Annotated in this window: 21 protein-coding genes; 8 read left to right on the top strand and 13 right to left on the bottom strand. The window is 70.8% G+C overall.

All coding sequences use genetic code 11. The features are described from left to right. The first annotated feature begins 17 nt into the window (after positions 1-17). Genes ACGWYJ_RS13105 through ACGWYJ_RS13125 form a run of 5 tightly spaced genes read left to right on the top strand, consistent with a single transcriptional unit; the run spans position 18 to position 4,389 of the window. The gene (locus ACGWYJ_RS13105; protein WP_395106185.1) at positions 18-791 is read left to right on the top strand and encodes an SDR family NAD(P)-dependent oxidoreductase; all 774 of its coding nucleotides are present in this window, start codon (positions 18-20) and stop codon (positions 789-791) included. A gap of 14 nt (positions 792-805) precedes the next feature. Next, positions 806-1,738: an SDR family oxidoreductase gene (locus ACGWYJ_RS13110; protein ID WP_395106186.1), complete on the top strand. Its 933-nt coding sequence runs from the start codon at positions 806-808 to the stop codon at positions 1,736-1,738. A gap of 9 nt (positions 1,739-1,747) precedes the next feature. After that, positions 1,748-2,500 (top strand): SDR family oxidoreductase, encoded by a 753-nt coding sequence (locus ACGWYJ_RS13115; protein ID WP_395106187.1) that lies wholly within the window; start codon positions 1,748-1,750, stop codon positions 2,498-2,500. Next, complete coding sequence (locus ACGWYJ_RS13120) at positions 2,497-3,774, top strand: cytochrome P450 (protein WP_395106188.1); 1,278 nt, start codon at positions 2,497-2,499, stop codon at positions 3,772-3,774. The genes ACGWYJ_RS13115 and ACGWYJ_RS13120 overlap by 4 nt, the downstream gene beginning before the upstream one ends. Positions 3,775-3,783: 9 nt before the next feature. After that, positions 3,784-4,389 carry a TetR/AcrR family transcriptional regulator gene (locus tag ACGWYJ_RS13125; RefSeq protein WP_395106189.1) on the top strand — a complete coding sequence of 202 codons (606 nt, stop codon included), beginning with the start codon at positions 3,784-3,786 and terminating at the stop codon, positions 4,387-4,389. A 41-nt stretch (positions 4,390-4,430) separates the two neighbouring features. Here the strand turns inward: ACGWYJ_RS13125 and ACGWYJ_RS13130 are convergent, their stop codons facing one another. Genes ACGWYJ_RS13130 through ACGWYJ_RS13140 form a run of 3 tightly spaced genes read right to left on the bottom strand, consistent with a single transcriptional unit; the run spans position 4,431 to position 7,566 of the window. Next, a complete protein-coding gene (locus ACGWYJ_RS13130; protein WP_395106190.1) occupies positions 4,431-5,219 on the bottom strand; it encodes an acyltransferase family protein in 789 nt (262 codons plus the stop codon). 7 nt (positions 5,220-5,226) lie between these two features. Continuing rightward, complete coding sequence (locus ACGWYJ_RS13135; protein ID WP_395106191.1) at positions 5,227-6,216, bottom strand: NAD(P)-dependent oxidoreductase; 990 nt, start codon at positions 6,214-6,216, stop codon at positions 5,227-5,229. A 45-nt stretch (positions 6,217-6,261) separates the two neighbouring features. Next, entirely contained in the window at positions 6,262-7,566 is a 1,305-nt protein-coding gene (locus ACGWYJ_RS13140) for a hypothetical protein (protein WP_395106192.1), read from the bottom strand. Positions 7,567-7,740: 174 nt separating this feature from the next. Between ACGWYJ_RS13140 and ACGWYJ_RS13145 the strand changes: the two genes are divergently transcribed. After that, positions 7,741-10,050 carry a sulfatase-like hydrolase/transferase gene (locus ACGWYJ_RS13145; protein ID WP_395106193.1) on the top strand — a complete coding sequence of 770 codons (2,310 nt, stop codon included), beginning with the start codon at positions 7,741-7,743 and terminating at the stop codon, positions 10,048-10,050. Positions 10,051-10,054: 4 nt separating this feature from the next. Here the strand turns inward: ACGWYJ_RS13145 and ACGWYJ_RS13150 are convergent, their stop codons facing one another. From ACGWYJ_RS13150 to ACGWYJ_RS13165, 4 genes are read right to left on the bottom strand one after another with little or no spacing between them, the layout of a single operon-like run. Then, positions 10,055-11,668: a dipeptide ABC transporter ATP-binding protein gene (locus ACGWYJ_RS13150; protein WP_395106194.1), complete on the bottom strand. Its 1,614-nt coding sequence runs from the start codon at positions 11,666-11,668 to the stop codon at positions 10,055-10,057. Next, a complete protein-coding gene (locus tag ACGWYJ_RS13155) occupies positions 11,665-12,546 on the bottom strand; it encodes an ABC transporter permease (protein WP_395106195.1) in 882 nt (293 codons plus the stop codon). Before ACGWYJ_RS13155 ends, ACGWYJ_RS13150 begins: the two co-directional genes overlap by 4 nt. After that, positions 12,543-13,502, bottom strand: coding sequence for an ABC transporter permease (locus tag ACGWYJ_RS13160; RefSeq protein WP_395106196.1), 960 nt, complete (start codon positions 13,500-13,502; stop codon positions 12,543-12,545). The genes ACGWYJ_RS13155 and ACGWYJ_RS13160 overlap by 4 nt, the downstream gene beginning before the upstream one ends. A gap of 10 nt (positions 13,503-13,512) precedes the next feature. After that, positions 13,513-15,075, bottom strand: a complete 1,563-nt coding sequence (locus ACGWYJ_RS13165) for an ABC transporter substrate-binding protein (RefSeq protein ID WP_395106197.1) — start codon at positions 15,073-15,075, stop codon at positions 13,513-13,515. A gap of 151 nt (positions 15,076-15,226) precedes the next feature. Between ACGWYJ_RS13165 and ACGWYJ_RS13170 the strand changes: the two genes are divergently transcribed. Continuing rightward, entirely contained in the window at positions 15,227-16,159 is a 933-nt protein-coding gene (locus ACGWYJ_RS13170) for a TauD/TfdA dioxygenase family protein (RefSeq protein WP_395106198.1), read from the top strand. 179 nt (positions 16,160-16,338) lie between these two features. On the opposite strand, the gene ACGWYJ_RS13175 is transcribed toward ACGWYJ_RS13170, so the two are convergent. After that, positions 16,339-16,956 (bottom strand): TIGR03564 family F420-dependent LLM class oxidoreductase, encoded by a 618-nt coding sequence (locus ACGWYJ_RS13175; RefSeq protein WP_395106291.1) that lies wholly within the window; start codon positions 16,954-16,956, stop codon positions 16,339-16,341. Between the two features lie 461 nt (positions 16,957-17,417). After that, on the bottom strand, positions 17,418-18,356 hold the full coding sequence (locus tag ACGWYJ_RS13180) for a hypothetical protein (RefSeq protein WP_395106199.1): 939 nt from the start codon (positions 18,354-18,356) through the stop codon (positions 17,418-17,420). Between the two features lie 133 nt (positions 18,357-18,489). Between ACGWYJ_RS13180 and ACGWYJ_RS13185 the strand changes: the two genes are divergently transcribed. Beyond that, positions 18,490-19,479, top strand: coding sequence for a sulfotransferase family protein (locus tag ACGWYJ_RS13185; protein WP_395106200.1), 990 nt, complete (start codon positions 18,490-18,492; stop codon positions 19,477-19,479). Between the two features lie 2 nt (positions 19,480-19,481). On the opposite strand, the gene ACGWYJ_RS13190 is transcribed toward ACGWYJ_RS13185, so the two are convergent. Genes ACGWYJ_RS13190 through ACGWYJ_RS13205 form a run of 4 tightly spaced genes read right to left on the bottom strand, consistent with a single transcriptional unit; the run spans position 19,482 to position 23,162 of the window. Continuing rightward, positions 19,482-20,594, bottom strand: coding sequence for an LLM class flavin-dependent oxidoreductase (locus ACGWYJ_RS13190; RefSeq protein ID WP_395106201.1), 1,113 nt, complete (start codon positions 20,592-20,594; stop codon positions 19,482-19,484). Beyond that, the gene (locus tag ACGWYJ_RS13195) at positions 20,591-21,796 is read right to left on the bottom strand and encodes an LLM class flavin-dependent oxidoreductase (protein ID WP_395106202.1); all 1,206 of its coding nucleotides are present in this window, start codon (positions 21,794-21,796) and stop codon (positions 20,591-20,593) included. The genes ACGWYJ_RS13190 and ACGWYJ_RS13195 overlap by 4 nt, the downstream gene beginning before the upstream one ends. Then, positions 21,793-21,987 carry a hypothetical protein gene (locus ACGWYJ_RS13200; RefSeq protein ID WP_395106203.1) on the bottom strand — a complete coding sequence of 65 codons (195 nt, stop codon included), beginning with the start codon at positions 21,985-21,987 and terminating at the stop codon, positions 21,793-21,795. Before ACGWYJ_RS13200 ends, ACGWYJ_RS13195 begins: the two co-directional genes overlap by 4 nt. Then, positions 21,942-23,162 (bottom strand): NtaA/DmoA family FMN-dependent monooxygenase, encoded by a 1,221-nt coding sequence (locus tag ACGWYJ_RS13205; protein WP_395106204.1) that lies wholly within the window; start codon positions 23,160-23,162, stop codon positions 21,942-21,944. Before ACGWYJ_RS13205 ends, ACGWYJ_RS13200 begins: the two co-directional genes overlap by 46 nt. Between the last annotated feature and the right edge of the window lie 75 nt (positions 23,163-23,237).

Raw genomic sequence — 23,237 nt, forward strand, 5'->3', positions numbered from 1 at the left:
GAAGGAGGACCACCGCCATGGGAGAGTTCGACGGGAAGGTCGTACTCGTTACGGGAGCGGGCTCGGGAATCGGGCGCGCCAGCGCCGAGGCGTTCGGCCGCGAGGGCGCCTCGGTCGCGGTCGCCGACATCGACCGGTCCGTCGCCGAGGAGACCGCCGAGGCGATCGTCAAGGCCGGAGGGACGGCCGAGCCGTTCACCGCCGACGTCGCCGACGAGGATGCCGTGAACGCGCTGATCGGTGCCGTCGTGGAGCGGTTCGGCGGTCTGGACGTCGCCCACAACAACGCCGGGATCGAGGGTGCGCACCTCCCGATGGCCGAGATGCCGCTCGAGGACTGGCAGCGCACTCTCGCGGTCAATCTGACCGGGGTGTTCTTGTGCATGAAGGCCGAGATCCCGGTGATGCTGGAGCGGGGCGGCGCGATCGTCAACACGGCTTCGGCGTCCGGGCTGGTCGGCGGTTGGAACCTGGCCGGCTACACCGCCGCCAAGCACGGCGTCGTCGGACTCACCCGAGCCGCCGCCTGCGATTACGGCGAACGCGGCATCCGCATCAACGCGGTGTGCCCCGGCGCCATCGATACCCCATTCCTGGCGGAGCTGCCGCAGCCGTTCCTGCAGCGCCTCACCGAGGGACATCCGATCGGCCGTCTCGGACGCGCAGAAGAGATCGCCGATGCGGTGCTGTGGCTGGCCTCCGACCGCGCCTCATTCGTGATCGGCCAGGCCCTCCAGGTCGACGGCGGCGTTGTCATGGGTTCCCCCTCCACCAAACCCCTTGATCTCTAGAAGAGGAGACAACCATGCGCACGATCATCACGGGAGCCTCCGGCCACTTCGGCGCGGCGACGACACGGCTGCTCCTGGACCGGCTGCCCGCCTCCGACCTGATCCTGATGTCGCGATCCCCCGAGAAGCTGAAGGAGATGCAGGACCGGGGCGCGACCGTCCGGCACGGCGACTTCGACGACCCCACCTCGCTGCAGCGGGCCGTCGCCGGCGCCGAGGTGATGCTGCTGATCAGCGGTGTGAAGGTCGGCCACCGCATCCCGCAGCACCGAGCCGCCATCGAGGCGGCCGTCGCCGCGGGAGTGCAGCGGATCGTCTACACCTCCTACTTCGGCACCAGCGCCGACAACACCGCCTTGGTCAACAAGGACCACCACGGCACCGAGGAGATCCTGAGATCGTGCGGGGTGCCGTACACGATCCTGCGCGACGGCTTCTACGCCGAGTCCCTTCTGGACATCGCCGTGTCGCAGGCGCTCCGCACCGGGACGTGGGTCAGCGCCACCGGCGACGGGCGCGTCAGCTTCATCGGCCGGGACGACTGCGTCGAGGTCGCGGTCGAGGTGCTGACCGGGCCGGGCCACGAGAATCAGGTCTACGAGGTGACCGGCGAAGAGCTGTGGGCATGGCGGGAGGTCGCCGAACTGGCCGCCGAGATCGCCGGCAAGCAGATCGAGTTCGTCCCGGTGACCGACGAGGAGCTGTACGCCCACTTCGACGCCATGGGGATCCCGCGGGAGCCGCTGGACGACTTCAACGTCGACGGCTACATCTTCTGCAGCGACGACATGGTCTCGTTCGAGCGCGAGACGCGCGGCGGACGCTTCGCCATCACCTCCGACCACGTCCGGCGCGTCCTCGGACGCTCGCCCCGTCCCTTGCGCGAACTCGCCGAGGAGCGACGCGAGCAGTACCGCGCGATCGTCGCTGAGACCGCCACCGCCTAGGAACCCTCGATGCCCTATTTCACGGACAAGGTCGTCGTCGTGACCGGTGCGGCCAGCGGGTTCGGCGAGGCCACCGCGCACGCTTTCGCCTCCGCCGGGGGGCGGGTCGTCGTCGCCGACATCGACGCCGGCGGCGCCCGGCGGGTCGCCGAGCAGCTGGACGGGGCGGTGGCCGTACGCACCGACGTGTCGGACGCCGGCTCCGTACGCACGATGGTGGCCGCCGCCGCCGACGCCTTCGGCGGCATCGACGTGCTGGTCAACAACGCCGGAGTGCCGCATCGCTCGATGCCGATGCTGGACCTGCCGGTCGAGGAGGCCGACCGCATGTGGGCGGTCAACGTCCGCTCAGTGTTCCTGTGCTGCAAGTATGCCGTCCCGATGATGCGGGGACGGCAGGGCGCCTCGGTGGTGAACGTCGCCTCCATCGGCGCGGTGCGGCCCCGGCCCGGGATGACCGTCTACAACGCCAGCAAGGGCGCCGTGCTCACCCTGACCCGCGGGCTGGCCGCCGAGCTGGCGCCCGAAGTGCGGGTCAACGCGATGAATCCGGTCGTCGCCGAGACCGGGTTCGTGCGGGGCGCGCAAGGCGTGGACCGGCTGCCCGAAGAGATGCGGGCGGCCATGGTCGCGGGCATCCCGATGGGACGTCTCGCCGAGCCGCGCGACGTCGCCGACACGATCTGTTTCCTCGCCTCCCCCGAGGCGCGCTTTCTCACCGGCGTCTGCCTGGACGTCGACGGTGGAAGGAGCATCCAATGACCACCACCCCCACCGAGCAGCCCAGACTGCCCACTGCGCCGCCGGAGTTCGACCCGCTCAGCGAGGCGGCGCTGCGCGACCCGTCCAGCATGTTCCTGCGGGCACGCGAGGAGACTCCGGTCTTCTGGTCCGAGGCGGTGCACGCCTGGATCATCACCCGCCGCGAGGACGTCCTCCGGTATCTGAACGAGCCGGACGCCTTCGCCACCGCGACGCGGGGCTTCATCAAGGTGCCCGAGAAGTTCGCCGACCGGTTCTCGGCGGAGCTGCCTGACCAGATGATGCCCGCCATGGACCCGCCCGAGCACACCGGGCCCAAGAAGGCGGTGCAGAAAGGGTTCCTGCGGCCGCGGATCCTCAAGCTCGAGGACCGCATCACCCACAAGGCGCACGAACTCATCGACGCGTTCCCCGCCAGTGGGCGGACCGATCTGATGGCCGCCTACAGCAACCCGCTCACCATGCACACGCTGCTCGGGCTGCTCGGGCTGCCCGACTCCGACGCCGACCTGATCTGGACCATGGGCGAAGCGTCCATCCGGGTTCTGGCCAGTGCGAACGTGCCGCTGCAGGAGCCCGAGCTGTCCAGGGTGTGGCAAGACTACATCGACGGCCAGGAGTACATCCGCGAGATCGCCCGCGAGCGCGCCGCTCACCCGGGCGACGACATCATCTCCATCATGGCGACCGCCGAGGACGAGGACGGCAACCCTGTCCTCTCGCCCGAACGGGTCGCCCTGCACGTCTCGGAGATCGCCTTCGCCGGACACGACACCACCGCCCAGCTGATGACCAACATGGTCATGTTCCTGTCCGAGAACCCCGACCAACTGGAGGAGGCGCGCCGCAACCCGGCGCTCTGGCGCAACGTCACCGATGAGGCGCTTCGCCGCCGCCCCTCCGCCCCGTTCGCGGCACGAACGGCGGTACGCGATGTGAAGGTCGGCGGGGTCACCGTCCGCAAGGGCGAGATGGCCTGGTTCGCGCTGGCCAGCGCATCCAACGACCCCAGCCACTACGAGGACCCGCAGCGGTTCGACATCGGGCGTCCCCGGCCGATGGACCACGTGGCGTTCGGCCGCGGCCCGCACACCTGCCCGGGCGCCCCGCTCGGACGGGCCCAGGCCACCATCGGCATCCGGACGCTGTACGAGCGGCTGCCCGGCCTGAGGGTCGAACCGGGCTACCCGCTTGACTTCGCGCCGCTGCTTATCCTGCCCAAGCGCAACAGCCTGCCGGTCATCTGGGATCACCACGACCAAGATCACACCTAGACTGGGGCCGTGCCCGCCGAAGCTAACCGACAGTCCCTGCGCGCCCTCCAGCAGGCCGACACCCGACGGCGTCTGATGGAAGCGACCATCGAGATGATCGGCCTGCAAGACTACGCCGCTACCACGATCGAGCACATCACTGCGGCTGCGGGCGCCTCGCGGGCCACGTTCTACCTGCACTTCAAGTCCAAGGCGCAGGCGTTCCTGGCAGCCTGGCGAGAACTGCTGCAGCCGCAGATGCTCGCCCGCTACCGGCAGCTGGACGCGATCGAGGATCCTGGCCGGGCCGACGTGCGGGCCTGGCTGGAGACGATGGTCTATTTCTGGGAACAGACCCGGCAAATAGCCATCGCATCCAACCAGGCCCTGGCTCTGGAGCCAGAACTGGCAGGCGAGTGGTTCCACGGCATGGACCAGGGCGCGGACGCGCTACCCCGACATCTGGCCAGGTTCGGCGACGATCCCAGGTCGGCCCGGCTGCGGCTGCTCACGCAGACGATCCAGATGGAACGCGTGCTCTATTTCTGGGTGCTCGGCCTTTTCGCTCAGTCACGCGATGAACTCGTGGACGCCTTGACCGACAGTTGGTGCCACGCGATGGAACTGACCGATTGACGGCGCATACGAGGGTCGGCCTTAATCCGCGGGTTCGGGGTTCAGTCCCTGCTGGCGCACCCCGCCTGACCAGCAACAACACCCACACACTCGGTTGATGCTGATCTTGTATGGGGCCCGACTGTTGCCGCACGCCTGGTGGAGGCGGACATGGCGACGGCTGCGGCCAGCAGCGCGGTCGTGGCCCATACCACCGGCCCGGTCCCCAGGCTGCGTGAGAGCAGTGTCGTGGGAAGGGCGGCGGCCAGTAACGTGCCCGTCGCCAGCACGACCGTCAGGGGGACGACCCCGCGGCGGTAGGAACCCGCGACGAACAGGGCGACGACGATCAGGTAGAACGCCATCTCGTACGACAGCGTCCAGAGCACGTTGATCGCGTTCGGTACGCCCAGGACGTCCTGCAGCATCGTCAGGTGGGCCAGCACGGCGGTCAGCGGATCGTGCCGTTCGAGCCCGGCCCGCAGCCCTCGGAGCCCGAGCACGAAGGGCGCCACGGCCACGGCGCAGGCCACCGCGAGCATCGGGTGGATACGGAGGAACCGGGCGATCCAGAACCTGCGGACGCTGCCGTGCCGTTCCAGAGACGCGGGAATGATGTAGCCGCTGACCAGGAAGAACACCATGACGCCGTAGACTCCGGGGTCGATCCAGGTGAGGTGTTCGGCGCGCAGCCCGGGCGTGCAGTAGTAGCTGCCGTGGTGCAACGCCACCACCAGAGCCGCCCAGCCGCGCAGCGCGTCCAGCCAGGCGAGCCGATGCCGCGCCTCGCGGGGTGGCGCCGGGGGTGCCGCCGTGGTGGTCATGGACGTACCGGCGATCAGCCCGGCCACCTGTGGGTCATCGCCGAACCGGCGCGTCCACCCGGCGGACGCTCTCCACCGCGACCGGCTCGACCGGCTCGACCTGGTCGAGGAGCGGGCGGCCGTTTCGCCAGCGGTCCAGGTTGTCCAGGAAGTGCGTGATGACTCCGGCTTCGACGTGCGTGGAGGTACCGGCGGCCGCGGGGCTGAGCCTGACCCGGGGATGCTCGTACAGCCAGTGCCCGGCGGGCGGCGGCGCCGGATCGGTGACATCGAGGGTGACCAGACGGACGCCGCCCTCGTCCAACGCCTCCCGGACAGCGTCATGGTCGAGCACTCCCCCGGCACCGACATTGATCAGGTGCAGGCCCGGTTTGGCGAAGCCCAGCACGCTCGCGCCGATCATCTTCCCGGTGGCCGCGGTGGCGGGAGCGGCGAGCACGACCGCGTCGCTGGTGGCCAGGAGCTCGGTGACATCGCGGGCGAGCTCGACCCCGTTGACCAGCTGGGCGCCAGGGATCGGCGCGGCGGGGCGACGGCGGATCCCGCGGACCCGGACGCCCAGCGGCAGGAGCCGCCGCGCCACCGCCGTCCCGACCAGGCCGAGGCCCACCAGCCCCACCGTGGAACCGGCGAGCCGCCGCGGCGCGGGCCGATGATCACCCGGCGCCCAGGGGCCGTCCACCCACAGCCCCTGATTGAGATCGCTGAGCAGCGCGTACAGCACCCGCTCGGCGACCTGCGGAGCGTGCAGCGATCTCGATGAGGTGACCAGCCGGGCCCTGAGCAGACCGGGAGGGTACGCCTCGGGCCCTCCCGCCGCCAGGTGGACCCAGCGCAGTCCGCCGGTCCAGGACGGCAGCGGCGTTGGCCAGGGGCCGGGGCGGGCCAGCAGCACCTCCGGCTCGTGCGAGGCGGCGTCCTCGATCCCGACGACCACCGCGCCCGCGGCGGCGATCGCCGCCGCGGCTTCCGAGGGTCCGGCGACGACGACGGTCCGCCGGACCGGGTGAGAATTGAGCGACACGGGGACTCCTTGCCATGGGTGCGTCGGCGTTCAGCTCGCAAGCGACTAGGGACCGGGCCGCGCCGGTGAGGTGACCGCATCCGGGTCCGGCGCGGCCCTTGGCAGTACCGCCGCCGGTTCTGGTTCGGGCGCCCGTTCCGGTGACGTTTCCCGCATGGACTCGGGGACGGGCGGTGCGGCGACTCTTCTCCTCCAGGGCATCGCGGCGATCAGGAAGGCGATGACGATGAGTGAACCCAGAGACCACCCCACGTGGACGTCCTGCCAGCCCGACCAGGAGAGCCGGGTCATGTAGAGGTAGCCGAAGGCCGCCCACAACGCGCCCGCTCCCATCGCGAGGTGCGCCGCGCGGGTGGAGCGGACGAGCAGGAAGGGCACCGGCATCAGCAGGTACTGCGCGCCGAGTCGCGGCGTCACGATGAGGAAGGCCAGCACCAGCGCGATCGTGAGGTCGATCGGGTCGGCCCGCCGCCACCACCAGCCGGCCAGGAACAACGTGGCGAACAGGACGATCGAGCCTGGCCGCCCGAGCGTGGAGTCCAGCGTCTGGTGACCGCCGGTCGCGACCGCCGTCCAGCCCCAGTCGCCGACCACCGGGCGGATCCCGCCGACGACCCCCACGACATCGGGGAGCCGATCGATCGGCGTGCCCACGCCGATCGGCAGGGTCACGAAGAACAGCGCGGGAACCCCGATGACGCCGGCCGAGGCCCGCAGCCACCGTCCGGGACGGCGCAGGGTCGCCGCGATCCCGGGCAGGAACATCACGGGCCAGCTGTTGGCCGACAGGGCGAACCCCATCAGCGCTCCCGCTCCGCCCGGCCGGCGCGACCGGGCGGCGAGGAAGGCGGCCACGCCGAACACCAGCGCGACCGACTGAAGCTGCCCGTGCACCGCGCACACCAGCATGGCCAGCGGGCTGCACGCGTACTGGAACCGGCGCAGCTCCCGCTCGCCGTCACGGGCGAGCCGGCCGACCAGGACGATCAGGACGATGTCGGCCGCCATCGGGTACAGCCGCAGCGCGACCTCCCACGGCAGCCCGGTCAGCAGCGTGAGCGCGAACCCGTAGGCGGACATGGGCAGGAAATGCCATCCGCTGTCGGGCGTCAGCACCGGATCGCGGCGGTGCAGGACGTCCTGCCCGGCCTGCAGGAAGCTGTCCCACAGATCCACCGGCTGGTGCGGGTCCGCCGCGGCCAGACCCATGACCGCGACACGCAGCCCCACCCCCACCAGCAGCGCGATCCGCACCGAGGGACGCCAGCCACGGACGTGAGCGATGACGCCGAGGACCGCGCCCGCGATCAGCACGGCGCCCTCGACGACCACGACGGTGACGGCGTTCACGACACCGGACCCGGGACGGGTCGTGCTTCGGTCACTCGCAATCCCCACTATCTCTACTATTCCGATTGGAAAAGGTAAGTTAGCACGAGTGCGGTGCCGGGGGCGCACGATGCGTTCACCAACGGCCGGACCGTCCCGGCCGCAGCGATGCGTCACGTCCGAATTGGAGGCCAGATGAGCGAACAGCAGACGCGGACCTACCCAGGTCATGGCGCGATCGTCGGGCGTACGGTCGCCGAGTCCACCCCGTGGTGGAACGCCCCGCCCCAGGCTCCGCGGGGCGCGCCGAACATCGTCGTGGTTCTCGTCGACGACATGGGGTTCAGCGATATCGGGCCGTTCGGGTCGGAGATCGATACCCCGGCCCTGGACGGGCTGGCCGAGCGTGGTGTGCGGTTCACCAACTACCACACCAATCCGCTGTGCTCCCCGTCCCGCGCGTCCCTGCTGACCGGGCTGAACCCGCACAACGCGGGTTTCGGGTTCGTCGCCAACGCCGACCCGGGCTTCCCCGGCTGGGCGCTGGAACTCGCCGACGACGTCCCGACGCTGGCCGAGTCGCTGCGCGCCGGGGGCTACGCGACCTACGCCATCGGGAAGTGGCACCTGGCCAAGGACTCCACCATGAACGAGGGAGCGTCCAAGAACTCCTGGCCGCTGCAACGAGGGTTTGACCGCTTCTACGGGTTCCTGGAGGGGATGACCAGCCTGCATTTCCCCTACCACCTGGTCCGGGACAACTCGCCGGTCGCCATCGACGCGTACCCGGAGGGCTACTACCTGACCGACGACCTCACCGACGAGGCGATCGGCATGCTGAAGGGGCTGCGGGCGAATTCGGACAAGCCGTTCTTCCTGTACTTCGCCCACGGCGCCGTCCACGGGCCGTTGCAGGCCAAGGCCGAGGACATCGCCAAGTATCGCGGCAGGTACGCCCGCGGCTGGGACGCCGTCCGCGAGGAGCGGTTCGCCCGGCAGCTCGCCGACCGGCTGTTCCCCGAGGGCACCGTCCTGCCGCCCCGCAACGGAGAGGCGCACCACTCCGTCGAGCCGTGGGACTCCCTGCCGGAGAAGGAGCGGGAGATCTACGCGCGGATGAAGGAGGTGTACGCCGCGATGGTGGACAACATCGACCAGAACCTCGGCCGGCTGCTGGAGGTGATCGAGGCGCTGGGCGAACTCGACAACACCCTCGTGGTCTTCACCTCCGACAATGGAGGCACCGGGGAAGGCGGGCCGCGCGGTACGCGCAGTTACTTCAAGAACTTCTCCCGAGGCCCCCAGTTGCCGCAGGAGTGGCACACCGATGTTCCCCGGGACCTGGACTCGCTCGGTGGCCCGAACAGCTCGATCCACTATCCGCGCGGCTGGGGCATGGCGTCCAACTCACCGTTCCGGCTGTACAAGGGCAACACTCATGCGGGCGGTGTGAGGGTGCCGTTCCTCATTTCCTGGCCCGCCGGGTTGGGGGACGTGGCCGGACAGGTGCGCACCCAGTACCAGTACGTGACCGACCTGTACCCGACGCTGCTGGAGCTGGCCGGGGTGGCTCGGCTGGAAGAGCGGGAAGGGCGGCCCGCACGTCGCTTGGACGGCTTCAGCTTCACCGCTCCCCTGCGGGACGCGAACGTGGCGAGCACCCATCCCGAGCAGTACGCCGAGATGACCGGCAACCGGTCCTACTACCGGGACGGGTGGAAGCTGGTGTCCCTGCACCGGCCCGGCAACGGCCCCGACGACGACCCGTGGGAACTGTACGACGTGCGCGCCGATCCCACCGAGGCCCATGACGTCGCGTCCGAGCATCCGGAATTGGTCAAGGAGCTGGCCGCGGCCTGGGAGAAGGCGGCCTGGGACAACCGCGTGTTCCCGCTGGACGACCGGGGCTTTCTGCACATGAACCGGCCTCCGTCGGACGAGGAGTTCAGCCGTCCGGTGCGGCTGCTGCCCGGGACGCCGAGCCTGGAGCGGTACCGGTCGGCCAAGCTCGTCGCCCTGCGGTCCTTCGACGTGCAGGCTCGACTGAACTACGCGCCCGGTGACCAGGGCGTCCTGGTCGCCCATGGCGACCTGGGAGGCGGCTACAACCTGCACATCCAGGACGGACTGCTGCACTTCGTCTACAACGAGTACGGCTCCCTCATCGAGGCCGACGCGGGAGAGCTGGCTCCCGGCGACCGGCTCGTGACCCTCCGAGCCACGATCCAGCCGGGCTACCGCTGGAGCTTCGACATCCTGGTGGACGGCGAGGGGCGGGCAAGGCTGGACGAGGTGCTCATCCTGTTCGGCTTCGCGCCCGCCCAGGGCATCGATGTCGGGATCGACCGGCGCAACCCGGTGTCCTGGCCGCTCTATCAGCGGCACGGCGCGTTCCCGTTCACGGGCGAACTGACCTCGGTCACCTATGTTCCGGGCGCGCCGGCCCCCTACCATCCCGCCGAGGTCCTGGCACTGCTGGAGGAGGCCGGCGCCGCCTTCGAATGACCTCTTACGCGGAGGTTTTCAGGGTGGGTGGTCCCAAACTCCGGCGGACGCGCTGGGCCTCGGGGTCGGGTAGCGGGACCGAAGCCAGCAGCGTCCGCGTGTAGGGCGAGGAGGGCCTGGTCAGCACCCGGGCGGCGGGGCCGAGTTCGACCAGCCGGCCGGAGCGGAAGACGGCCACGCGGTCGGCGACCTGGCTCACCACGGCCAGGTCGTGGCTGATGAACAGGCAGGCGAACCCGTGTCGCCGCTGGAGGTCGGCGAAGAGTTCGAGCACCGCCGCCTGGACCGAGACGTCCAGGGCGCTGGTGGGCTCGTCGGCCAGGAGGAGGTCGGGCTCCAGGGCCAGGGCGCGGGCCAGGGCCACGCGCTGGCGCTGGCCGCCCGACAGCTCGCGGGGCAGCCGGGCGCCGTGCTCGCGAGTGAGGGCGACCTGTTCCAGGAGTTCCTCGGCGCGTGCGACCCGCTCGGCGGGGGTGCCCACCCGGTGGATGTCGAGCGGCTCCCTGATCGATTCCAGTACGGTGCGGCGCGGGTCAAGCGAGGCGGCCGGGTCCTGGTGGACGATGCCGATGCGCTTGCGGAGCCCGCGCAGGTCGGAGCGTCGCAGGCCAGCCAGGTCGGCCCCGAAGAGCCGGGCCGTCCCGGCGGACGGCCGCAACCGGCCTGTCGCGACGCGTCCCAGGGTGGTCTTGCCGGAGCCCGACTCGCCGACGATGCCGAGCACCTCGCCCGGGGCCACCGACAGCGTGATCTGGTCGAGCGCGGCCGGATGTCCCGGGTAGCCGACGACGACATCGGTGACGGCGAACGCGGGCGCGGACTCCTGGACCGGACGGGCCGGACGTTCTCGATTCCCCAGCCGCGGCACCGACGCCAGGAGTTCGCGGGCGTACGGGGTCGAGGGGGCGGCGAAGAGCCGGTGGACGTCCTGGGTCTCAAGGACGCTTCCGGAGCGCATGACGGCCACCCGGTCGGCGAGGTCGGCGACCACGCCCATGTTGTGGGTGATGAGCAGCACCGCGAGTTCCCGTTCGCGCCGCAGCTCGCGCAGCAGGTCGAGGATCTCGGCCTGCACCGTCACGTCGAGGGCCGTGGTGGGCTCGTCGGCGATCAGCACGTCGGGGCCGGCGGCCAGCGCCAGGGCCAGCACGATCCGCTGCTTCTGCCCGCCGGAGAACTGGTGCGGGTAGTCCCGCGCCCGCTCGGGCGGGATCCCGACCTGCGCCAGCAGGTCGGCCACGCGCCGGCGCCGCTCGCGGCGGGACGCCGTGCCGTGCGCCCGCAGCACCTCGCCGATCTGCCAGCCGACCCGTTCGACCGGGTTGAGGGCGGTCGAGGGTTCCTGGAAGACCAGGGCGATCCGCGCTCCGCGTACCCGGCGCAGTTCCTCCTCGTCCAAGCCGAGCAGTTCCCGCCCGTCCAGGACGATGCTCCCGGAGACGGCGGCCGTCGCGGGCAGCAGCCCGAGGACGGCCAGCGCGGTGACCGACTTGCCCGACCCCGACTCCCCCACTACCGCCAGGACCTCGTCCCGGCGCAGTTCCAGGGCGAGGTCCCGGACGGCGCGCACCCCCGGGAAGCGGACGTTCAGGCCCTTGATCTGCAGCAGCGCCGTCATGACGCACCTCCTCGGCGCTCGGCCAGCAAGGCCTGCGCGATCAGCTGGAAGCCGAGCACGAGCACGACGATCACCAGCAGCGGGCCGATCGCGTACATGTTGTTGGTGCCGAGCTGGGCCATGGCGTCGGCGAGCACCCCGCCCAGCGAGGGGGACGGGGGCCGCACCCCGATGCCGATGAAGTTCATCGCGCTGGAGATGAAGACCGCCATGGAGGCCGAGAGCGCGAGCTGGACGATCACCGCGTCCAGGATGTTGGGCACCACGTGCTTGCGCAGCACCCAGGTGCGGGACGCGCCCATCGACTCGGCGGCGTCCACGTACGGCAGTTCGCGCACCTTGAGCGTGGCGGTGCGTACCAGCCGTCCGAACAGCGGCAGTTCGGCCCCGATGACCACGCAGATCACCGGGAGCATGCCGACGCCGGTGACCGCGGCGATGCCGATGCCCAGGATGATCGGAGGGAAGGCCAGGATGATGTCGAAGGCGCGCTGGGCGGCCACGTCCGCCGGGCCGGCCTGGCTGGCCACCAGCCCGACCAGCCCGCCCAGGACGGCGCCGCAGGGCACGGTGACCAGGCAGACCAGCAGATCGGGCCGGATGCCGTAGAGCACCCGTGAGAACACATCGCGGTTCACCTCGTCGGTGCCGAACAGATGCCCGGCGCTCGCGCCCAGCAGGTTGGCGTCCGGGATCTGTGCCTGCGGCGGGTACGGCGCGATCAGCGGCGCCAGCAGGCCGGCGAGGACGACGACGCCGACGAGCACGAGGCCGGCCAGACCCCGGCCATGCAGGAGGGCAGCGCGGCGCGCCCGCGGCCCTCGGTCCGTCTCGACGTTCCCGAGCGGTCCGGACGTCCCGAGTTCGAGGGCGCTCATCGGGCGGCTCCCAGCCGGACGCGCGGATCGAGGGCGGCGTGCGCGACGTCGGTGAGCAGTTGCAGGACGGCGAAGACGGCCACCGACAGCATCAGCAGCACCTGCACGACCGGATAGTCGCGGCCGGTGATCGCCCGCTCGATCAGCAGCCCCAGGCCCGGCCAGGAGAAGGTGAACTCGACCAGCACCGCGCCGCCGAGCAGCGCGCCGGTCTGCAGGCCGAGCACCGTCAGGCTGGTCGGCAGCACGTTGCGCAGCGCGTGCCGCAGCAGCACCCGCCGCCGGGACACCCCGGCGGCGAGCGCGGTGACGATGTAGGGCTGGGCCAGCTCGGTGCGCAGCGACTCGGCGACGTACCGGGTCAGCGCGGCGCCGACCGGCAGCGCCAGGCACAGCGCGGGCATCAGCAGATACTGGAACGTGATCGACGGGTTGGCGAGCAGTCCCTCGCGGGGGACGCCGCCGCTCGGCAGCACCGGCACGATGACGCCGAACAGCAGGATCAACGCCACCCCCATGACGAAGGTCGGCACACCGATCGCCAGGGTGTTGACGCCGGTCAGCAGGTGGTCGAGCCAGGCGCTCCGCGTCCAGGCCCACAGCGTGCCCAGCACGAGCGCGAACAGGACCGCCAGCAGCAACGCGCTCGTGGCCAGCAGCAGCGTGCTGCCCAGGGCGTCGGTGACGAGCGAGCCGATCGTCCCTCCGATGAGGTACGACCGGCCCAGATCGAAGGTCAGCATCGCGCCCAGCCAGGCGAGGTACTGTCCCGCCCAGGGCCGGTCCAGGCCGAGCTCCCGGCGGATCGCCTCGACCGCCTCGGGGGTGGCGTCGGCTCCGGCGAGCGCCTCCGCCGGGTCGCCGGGGACCAGCCGCAGCACGGCGAAGATCAGTATCGACGACACCACGAGCACCAGGGCCAGCGAGGGCAGCCTGCGCAGTACGTACAGCGTCATGGTCGTGTCCTCACCCGGTCAGCCGCGCGTCGGTGAGCACGAGCTCGTGCCGCTTGGTGTACGAAACGCCCGTGACCCGGTCGCTGACGGCCCAGCGGGGCTCGACGATCGCGATCTCGATGAGGAACAGCCCGTCGAGCAGGTCGCGCGACAGCCTGCCGTACGCCTCCTTCGCCTCGGGGCTGTCGCCCTTGACCTGCTTCCACGCGGCGTCGGCGTCCTTGATGTAGGTGTCGGAGGTGTAGTGCGAGGCGTTCTTGCGCGCGTTGAAGGGGTAGGCGCTGACGCTGAGCGTCGAGGGCGTGTACTGGGCCCACGAGTGGTAGGTGGTCCACAGTCCAGGGAGTTTGCCTCCGATGAGATGGGCGACGAAGGTCGGCGGGTCCAGCGGTTCCAGCTTCACCTCGATCCCGATCTCCTTCAGGTTGGCCTGCACGATCTGCGCGGTGGCCGCGAACAGCGGGTTCGGGGTCTGGTAGTTGAACGTCAGCGTCGGCACCTTCTTGCCGTAGGCGGCCATGAGGCTCTTGGCCTTGGCGACGTCCCGCCGGTAGGTGCCGTTGAGCTTCTCGTCGTAGGCGGGTGAGGTCTTCGGCCACGGCAGGTTGACGGTGTAGCCGCTGCCCCGGAAGACCTCGGCCAGGATGCGGTCACGATCCAGGGCGTACGCGATGGCCTGCCGGACTCGCACGTCGGACAGGCCCTCGGCGGTGACGTTGGTGCCGACGTAGATCTGCTCCTCGGCGCCCGTGAGCTGGATCTTGTTGACCTTGCCGGTCTTCTCCAGGCGCTCGATGTCCAGGTTGCTGACGCCGTAGGCGTAGTCGATCTGGCCGCTGCGCAGCTGGTTGGCCTGCGCGGTGGCGTCGGCGACGATCGCGATGTCGACGGCGTCCAGATAGGGCCGCCCGGGGACCCGGTAGCCGGGGTTCTTGCTGAAGCGGAGCCGGGCGTTGGGCGTCCACCTGTCGAACTTGAACGGTCCGGTGCCGACGTACCTGCTGCCGTCCCCGATCCCGGCGAAGGTCTCCTTGTCGACGATCGGGACGATCTCCAGCAGGTCGAGGATGTTGCCGAGCGGATGTGCCAGGTGCAGGACCGCGGTGCGCGGATCGCCCGTATCGATCGACCTGATCGCCTGCGCGGTGCTCTTGAGCTGTCCGTTCCACTTGGGGTCGGCGTAGGTCTTCAGTGAGAACGCCACGTCCTCGGAGGTGAACGGGCGTCCGGTGTGGAACTTCACGTCGCCCCGCAGCTTCAGGGTGACGGTCTTGCCGTCGTCGGCGATGGTCCAGCTCTCGGCGAGCCTGGGTTCCGGCTTCAGGCTGTCGTTGGGGTAGTGAATCAGGCTCTCGTAGACCAGGCCGATGATCGTGGTCACGCCCCAGTTGGAGTTGGTGAAGAAGTTCGCCGGCACCAGGTCACTGCCGATGGCACCGATGAGGGTGCCGCCCTTCCGTGCCTCTCCCGAGCCCTGCCGGCCGACCGCCGAGGTGCATCCGGGCAGGCCCAGCAGGACGGCTCCACCGGCCAGGCCGGACAACAGCGCACGACGGGACAGGGGTCTGCTCATGGACACGCTCCTTGGGTCCTCCGGCCACGAGGCGGAGTCCTGAGTCCGCCCCGGGTGACAGGATTCCATACTAATCTAGTCGGATATATTAGGAATTCCTCGGGGCCGTGGCCCCGCAGAGCTGTCCGCCAGAGAGAAAGGAGCGCGGGCGATGACCCGGCTTCACAGTGAGTCGACCACGCTTGAGGTGACGAAGGTCGGCGGGAACATCGGCGCCGTCGTCTCGGGGCTGCGCATCGGTGCCGGGCTCGACCCCGCCGCCGTCGCCGAGTTCCGCGCGGCGCTCCTCGCGCACAGGGTCGTGTTCCTGCGTGACCAGGGTCACGCCACCGATGAGGACCAGTACGAGTTCGCCGCCCAGCTCGGCGAGGTCACCTCACCCCACCCCACTGTCCGGGGCGACGGGAAAGCGATCCTGCCCATCGACTCCGAGCGCAGCAAGGCCAACAGCTGGCACACCGACGTCACCTTCGTTGACCGCGTCCCCGCCATCAGCATCCTGCGCGCCATCACGCTCCCGCCCTACGGCGGCACCACGATCTGGGCGAACACCGTCGCCGCCTACCAGAACCTGCACCCGGCCTTCCAGACGCTGGTGAGTCAGCTGCGCGCCCGGCACAGCGACGCCTTCGACTACGCCCTCGAACGCCCGGCGAAGGTCGGCGGGCTGGATGTGAAGGAAGAGGGATACCGCAAGGAGTTCCGGAACACGACCTACCTCACAGAGCACCCCCTGGTCCGGGTCCACCCCGAGACCGGCGAGCCCTCGCTCCTGCTCGGCCACTTCGTCCAGTCGATCCCCGGCCTGTCCACACCGGACTACCAGGACCTGTACAACCTGCTGCAGCGGCACATCACCAAGCCGGAGAACACCGTCCGGTGGACCTGGCGCCCCGGCGACATCGCCATCTGGGACAACCGCGCGACCCAGCACTACGCCGTCGCCGACTACGACGACCACCCGCGCCTGCTCCACCGCATCACCATCGCCGGCGACATCCCCGTGGGCGTCAACGGCGACACCAGCACCGTCATCCAGGGCGACGCCACCGCCTTCTCCTCCCTTCCGTCCCGCGCCGCCTGACCCCTCGGAGCACCTCACCCAGCGCGGTCCGTCCACCACCGGGCCGCGCGGCCGAGGCTCCGAGGATCACCAAGGGCCAGAGCCGAGGGACGGTGATGGTGGCGGCGAAGGCCGGGCCGCCATGAGCCTCGTACGGCAGGACCCACAGCGCCGGCGCGAACGCAACCGGCCCGTCATCGTCAGGCGAGCTCGCCGAGGAGATTCCAGGTGCGGAGGCGGGCGGCCTCGCCCGCCAGCTCGGTCGCGCCGAACACGACCTCGGTGGCGCCCGCGTCGAAATAGCGCCGGACCGCCGCCGCGATGACCTTCTCGTCGCCGATCTCTACCAGGTCGGCGGCTTTGGCGGCGCCCTCGAGCTCGATGACCCGGCGGTAGGACGGGACGGTGTCGTAGAAGGCGGACTGCCGGGCCGCGGCCGCGCGGGCGGCGTCCACATCATCGGTGACCACCCCGGACACGAAGGCGACGACACGCGGGGCCGGGCGCCCGGCCCGCTCGGCGACGGTGGTGATCTCCGGGACGATGTGCTCGCCGAGCGTGCGCGGACCTGCCAGGAAGGGCAGCGTCCCGTGGGCCAGCTCACCGGTCACCCGCAGTGCCCGCGGTCCCATCGCGGCGACGAAGACGGGCGGTGGCGGGTCGGCGCCCGGCACGGCCGTGGGCATCGGGGGGCTCGCGGTGAGCGTCTCACCCCGCACGTCGGCCTCCCCGGTCACCAGCAGCGAGCGCAGCGCCGTGAGGAACTCGCGCAGGCGCGTGATCGGACGCTCGTACGCGACTCCGAAGACGGGTTCGATGAGGTCCCGCGCGCATCAGTTGACTATCGGGGAGGACGCGCGAGGCCGGGCTGCCGTGGACTAGGCCGCCGATGGTGCGGCGGGAGTTCGTCGAGGTCGGCTCCGGGCGGCGGGTGAGCGCCCTGGTCTGGGGCAAAGGGTCGGCGGAGTTCGTGCTGGCGCACCGTGACGCGCAGAACGCACACACCGGGGATACCGTCGCACTTGTCCTCGGGCGTCCGCTGACAGCGGTGGACCCGCCCGGGCACCGACATTCGACCGGCGCGATGACCGGGACTACCGGCCGCGCGCAATGCCGAAGCCGTCACCGCCATCATCGAAGCGCTCGCGCCCCGGGTCGGAGCGGTCGTGGGCATGTCCCTAGGCCGGCTCACGGCGATCGCCTTGCCGCGCGGCGTCCCGCGCTGGGGGGACTGGCGCGAGGTGGTGTTCGACACGGTGAAGGAAACGAGAACGGCTCCTCACCGTACACGCGGGCGGCTACCCCGATGGACCTCGGTGCGCAGCTCGTGCGCCCCGTCCGCCCGGGTCGCCTCGTAGTACAGGCGCCACCCGTACCCGCCGGGGAGGGGCACCGCGCACAGGTAGCGGAGCCCGCTACCGTGGTGCGCCGACTCTGCTATGGGTGCGTCGCCCTGGGCGAGGAGCACACCGCCAATGCCCGTCCCCAGGGCCAGGCCGGTGCGTTCCTCGTAGTTCTCCGCGGCGCTGGCGCGCCCGTCGTAGTAGGCGAAGATGTGCCCCTGGTGGGGGACCACGGTTGTGACCCGCGCGCCCCGCGCGTCCCACAGGCCTGGACGGCCGCGCAGCACGGTGCCGTGCCAGGTCCAGTCCAGCCCGTCGGCGCTGGTGGCGTAGTCGGTCACCATCCGGTCGGCCTCGTCCCATTCCTCCAGGGGGTGGCAGGATGCCCACAGGTGCCACTTGCCGCCATGCCGCAGGATCACCGGGTCCTTGACGCCGACCCCGGCGCTGCCCGGTAGGACCACGTCGGCGGATGCGCCGGCGAGCCGCTCCGGGCTGTCGGCCTCCAGCACCTCCACCCGCCAGTGCTTGGTACCGGGCGTGGCGCAGCTGACGTACAGGCGCCACCGGCCCTCCTCGGTGCGTACCAGCGCGGGCCGTTCCAGGGACTCGGTGTCCAGCCGGTCCTTGTGGACGGTGCCGAGCGTCTCGAACCGTTCCCCATCGTCGGTGGCCCGTGCGATCACCACCGCGTAACCGCGGCCCTCCCCTACCGGACGGCGCAGCCGGTAGGCGAGATGGATCTTTCCGTCCGCCAGGCACGCGCTCGGCGCACCGGCCCAGTGGCCCGCGGTCGGCTCCGGCGGCGGCACCACCGGTCGCGAGCGCTCCGGATTCGGATCCGGGAACGGTCGCTCGGATTCCCTAGCACGCATACAAGAATGATAGGGAAGATCGTCCCCGCTCAGGGACGCGACCCCGAGAACGGGCAGCGTAGATACCTACTAAACAGGTGGATATAATCTGTTTGATCGAGAATGGGCGCCACCTCGGCGAGGGGGAGACGCGATGGGACTGCCGGACTTCCTGGTGATCGGTGCCCCCAAGGCCGGGACGACCGCGTTGCACGCGGCGCTGGCACGGCACCCGTCCCTGTACATGTCGCCGGTGAAGGAGCCCAAGTTCTTCCTCACCGACGGCCCGCCACCGACCCGGGGCGGTCCCGGCGACGCCCAAACCTACCGCGAGCACATCTGGCGCCGGGCCGACTATGAGGCGCTGTTCGACGACGCTCCGCCGGGCGCGCTGCGCGGCGAGTCGACGCCGTTCTACCTCTACGACCGTGCCGCCCAGCGCCGCATCCACGACCTCATCCCCCACGCCCGCCTGATCGCCGTCGTGCGCGACCCGGTGGAGCGGGCGCACTCCAACTGGACGCACCTGTGGTCGGCGGGACTGGAGCCCATCGACGACTTCGTCCTGGCCTGCCGGGCCGAACAACGCCGGATCGACGCCGGCTGGGCCGCGTTCTGGCACTACCTCCAGATGGGCAAGTACGGGGAACAACTGGAGCACCTGTACACGCTGTTCGCCCGCGAGCAGGTGCTGGTCTTCCGCTACCGCGACCTGCTGGTGCGACCGGCGCACGCCCTGGACCGCATCTGCGCCTTCCTCGGTGTCGAACCCGGCGTGGTGACCGAGGTGCCACGCGAGAACGTCACCGTCCATCCCGACCGGACGGTCCGCCACCGCGTTCTGTCGCGTGCCCTGCGCACCAGCCAGGCCGCGGGCACGGCGCTGCCGGGCAACCTGGCCCTGCGCATCACCGAACCCATCGAGCGAGCCCTCCAGCGCGACACCCGCCCGCGACGGCCACTGACCGCCGAGCAGCGTCAGGCGCTCCTACCGTCCTTCGAAACCGATGTCGGGCTGCTGGAGAAGATCACCGGGGAGTGCTTCGGTGACTGGCTGGAGTTGCGGGGCGACTCCGGCGGCCTGGTCGGCACCCGGCCGAACGGACAGCGGCAGGCGCGCAACGGCCGCCGCCGACCGCGCTGAGCTCAACCGCGCGCCCACTCGGCGGCCAGCAGCTCGTAGGAGCGGACGCGGTCGGCGTGGTCGTGGGTGATCGTGGTGATCAGCAACTCGTCGGCGCCGGTGACGCGGCGGAGCACCTCCAGGCCCTCGACGACGGTGCGCGGTGAGCCGACGAACCGGGTGTCCACCCGGTCGGCGACCAGGGTCCAGTCCGCGGGATCCCATACATGGGCGGCGGCGGCACTGGGGGTCGGATACGGGATGGCGGCCAGGCGCGTCCTGATGCTGTGCACCCACAGCGGATATGGGGAGGCCAGTTCGCGGGCCTCCTCGTCGGTGGGGGCGACCACCGCGTCCGCGGAGACCATCACGAACGGCTCGTCCAGGACCTTGGACGGTTGGAACGCCGTGCGGTAGGCCGTCACCGCCTCCAGCACGTGGGACGGGGCGACGTGGTAGTTCGCCGCGAACGGCAGGCCGCGTTCGCCGGCGACCTGGGCGCTCTCGCCCCCGCTGCTGCCCAGGACCCACACCTCCAGATCGGCGTTCTCGCCCGGCATCGCGTGGGCGACATGGCCTTCCCGCGACCGGTACGAGCCATCGATGAGCGCGGCGATGTCGTCCACCAGTTCCGCGAAGCCGGGGGTGTCGGCACCGGGCTGCTGAAGCAGCGTCCCCATGAGCGAGACCACCGGGGAACCGGCGAGCGCGCTCTGGTCGAAGGGCGGGGGGATGAGCAGACCGTCCACAACCGCGGCCTCGCGCGGCGGCGCCGGCCGGTGGAGGGACTGCTCCCTGCGGCGCTTGCCCGAGCGGCCCAATCCGAGATCGATCCGTCCCGGATGCAGGGCGTCCAGGGTTCCGAACTGCTCGACGATGGCCAGCGGCGTCCAATGCCCGGTCTGCACCGCGCCGGAGCCGACCCGGATCCGCTCGGTCGCGGCCGCCACGGCGCCGATCAGCACCTGCGGGGCCGAACTGGCCACTCCCGGGGCGAGATGGTGTTCGGCCAGCCAGTAGCGGTGGTAGCCGAACTCCTCGGTGCGCCGGGCCAGGTCCAGGGTGCTGCGCAGTGCCAGCGACGGCGTGCCGCCCGCGGGAATCGGCGCCAGGTCGAGAACGGAGAGCGGGATCATGACCTTGCTCCGGCCGCCGGGGCCGCATAACGGCCGGCCGGACGGGGCAGTCCGAGGTGCCCGCGCAAGGTCGTGGCCGTGTACCCGGTACGGAAGGCGCCGCGGCGCTGCAGCTCGGGCACCAGCTGCCGGGTGATCTGGGCCAGATCGTGCGGAAGGACGCCAGGGCGCAGCCTGAAGCCGTCCAGCCCCGCCCCGCGCCAGAGCAGGAGCAGCTCGGCCAGCTCGGCGGGCGTTCCGGTGAAGATCGCCGCGTCGGAGGCGATCTCGGCCAACCCGTCCAGCCGCGCCCTGCGGGCGGCCGCCGTACCGGGCGCCTCATCCAGCAGGACGACCAGGTCCGCAAAGATCCTCAGCGGCTCGCCGGTGCGGCCGACCGCAGCCTCGGCCGCCCGCACCCGCCCGACCAGCTCCGCGGCCTCCGCGTGGGACTCGGGGGTGAGGAAGACGACGTCCGCGCCGCGGGCCGCGAAGTCGAAGGGCAGGTCGTCGTGGGCCAGCGCGGCGACCACGGGCTGGCCCTGCGGGGGACGCGGCGTGATGGACGGCCCGCGCACGCTGAAGTGCGCGCCTTCGAAGTCGATGTAGTGCAGCTTGTCGCGGTCCAGGAACCGTCCGGTCGCGGCGTCGCGGATCTCGGCGTCGTCCTCCCAGCTGTCCCACAGCCGCCGCACCACCTCCACCGCGTCGGACGCCTCACCGAACAGCTCGGCGGCGAGCGCCTTCCCGCGCGGCCCGCGAATCTCCTCCAGGGTGAGCGCCGGAAACTCGCGGCGGCCGAAGTGGGCCGCGTCGGCGGCCCGTGCCGAGACCTGCGGACGCCAGCCCGCCCGACCCCGGCTGGCGAAGTCGAGCGAGGCGATCCCGATGGAGACATGGAAGGGCTCGGTGTGGGTGACGCTCGTGGCCGGCACCAGGCCGATGCGCGAGGTCAACGGTGCCACCCGGGCGGCCAGCAACACCGCGTCCAGCCTCCCCCGCACCAGGTCGGTGCGATCGTCATGGCCCTCGAACCGGGACGACTGCAAGCCCAGCGCGTCCTCGATCGTGGCGAAGTCCAGCAGCCCGCGCTCGGCCTCGGCGACCAGCTCGGCCCAGTACGAGGCGTCGAACAGCCCCGCCGGACGCGCCGCAGGATCACGCCACGCCGCCGGATGCCAGCCCGCACCCTCCAACGCGACCGCCAGATGCAGCCGGGTCACGCCACCACCTCCTCCTTCTGGGAACGGGGAGCACGGAGGCCGAGATGATCGCGCAAGGTCGGCCCGGTGTACTCGGTGCGGAACACACCCTTCTCCTGCAGCAGCGGCACCACCTGGTCGACCAGCTCGTCCAGGCCGCCGGGGGTCAGGTGCGGGACGAAGACGGAGCCGTCGGCGGCGTCGGTCCGCACGAACTCCTCGATCTGATCGGCGACCGAGCGCGGGTGCCGACGAAGGTCTGCCGGGACGTCGTCTCGATCACCAGATCGCGGATCGACAGGCCGCGCTCGGCCGCCAGCGCCCGCCATTTCCGGACGGTCTCGCGCCGATCACCCCGGAACTGGGCACGTCCCTTCGAGACGCCCTCCCCGAAGTCGGGCTCCACGTCCGGGAGCGGGCCGTCCGGGTCGTAGCCCGACAGGTCACGCCCCCACATCGCCTCCAGGAACACCATCGCCGTCTGCGGGCTCACCTGCGCACGCCGGATCTGCGCCGCCCGCTCGGCGGCCTCCTCCGCGGTATCGCCCAGCACATAGGTGACCGCCGGCATGATCTTCAACTCGGACGGGGCCCGCCCATACTTGGCCATCCGGCCCTTGACGTCGGAGTAGAAGGCACGCCCGTCCTCCAGCGTGCCGTGCCGGGAGAAGATCACGTCCGCGTCCCGGGCGGCGAACTCGCGTCCCTCCGGCGAGTCCCCGGCCTGAATGATCACCGGGTGTCCCTGCGGACCGCGCGGCACGTTGAACCGCCCGCAGATGTCGAACTGCGGCCCCCGATGCGCGAACGCACCCGCGTCGCCGCGCGCCAGGAACTCCCCCGTACCCCGGTCGGCGACCACGTCCCCGTCCCGCCACGAATCCCACAACTCACGCGCGGTGGTGAGGAACTCGCGGGCACGGTTGTAGCGGTCGGCCTCGGCCAGATACCCGCCGCGCCGGAAGTTCGCCCCGGTGAACTCATCCCAACTGGTCACCACGTTCCAGGCGGCCCGCCCACCACTGAGGTGATCCAGCGTCGCCAGCCGCCGCGCCACCTCGTACGGCTCGTTGAAGGTGGAGTTCACCGTCGCCGCCAAACCCAGGTGCGCGGTCACCGCCGCCAGGGCGGACAGCACCGTCAGCGACTCGGGACGCCCCGCCACGTCCAGATCGTGGATGCGCCCCTTCATCTCCCGCAGCCGCAACCCCTCGGCCAGGAAGAAGAAGTCGAACAGCCCGCGCTCGGCCGTCCGCGCCAGATGGACGAACGACGCGAAGTCGATCTGGCTCCCCGAGGCCGGATCCGACCACACCGTGGTGTTGTTGACACCGGGAAAGTGCGCCGCCAGATGAACCTGCTTCACAGCGGCCGCTGACACGGGCATGGCATCGCTCCCAAGGCCGGGTCGACATTTACCTACTAATATAGTAGGAAAAATCTGTAAAGCACTCTCTACCCA

This window comes from Actinomadura sp. SCN-SB (genome assembly GCF_043906805.1).
GTDB lineage: Bacteria > Actinomycetota > Actinomycetes > Streptosporangiales > Streptosporangiaceae > Spirillospora.